Source organism: Halobellus sp. Atlit-38R (assembly GCF_003665925.1).
In the GTDB taxonomy this organism is placed as follows: domain Archaea; phylum Halobacteriota; class Halobacteria; order Halobacteriales; family Haloferacaceae; genus Haloquadratum; species Haloquadratum inordinatus.
This window is the reverse complement of the sequence record NZ_QXIJ01000169.1, coordinates 1-551: the sequence shown is the minus strand read 5'-3', so window position 1 is coordinate 551 and position 551 is coordinate 1. Positions and strand designations below refer to the sequence as shown.

Annotated in this window: 1 protein-coding gene; it reads left to right on the top strand. The window is 68.4% G+C overall.

Annotated elements, in window-relative coordinates; all coding sequences use genetic code 11:
* The coding region (locus D3D02_RS18745; protein WP_147435735.1) for a PadR family transcriptional regulator at nt 1-297 on the top strand (297 nt) is incomplete at its 5' end.
* Nucleotides 298-551: the final 254 nt, after the last annotated feature.

The following is a 551-nucleotide window of genomic DNA, read 5'->3' as shown; positions in this document are numbered from 1 at the left end:
TCGTTCCAGCAGAACATCCTGACCATCCTGGCCGAGGAGCCGATGTACGGTCTCGCGATCAAGCGAGAACTGGAGGCGTACTACGGCTCCGAAGTGAACCACGGCCGCCTGTACCCCAACCTCGACGACCTCGTCGACGACGGGCTCGTCGAGAAGAGCGAACTCGACAAGCGGACGAACCAGTACGAACTCACCGAGGCGGGCCACGACGTGGTCCTCGGGCAGATCGAGTGGGTCCTCGACCGGTTCGTCACCGACGAGGAGCGCGCGGACGAGGTCCGCGCGCTGCTGGAGTAGTCGAGCGCGCCCCGCGGGGCCGTCCGGCATCGAACGCTAACCGACCCTTTTGGCACACGGCGCGGCGAAAGCCGCGTTTTTCTCCGCCGAGCGACCGCTACGCCGAGTCGCTCGTGTCGGGTGAGTCCGCGGCGTCGGCGGACCCGTCGGCGTCGGCGGACCCGCCGGCGTCGTCTGGTTCGTCGCCAGCGGGATCGTCCACGTCGTCGACCGCCACGTCGGCGGCGACGGACTCGATCACGGACAGCGACTCG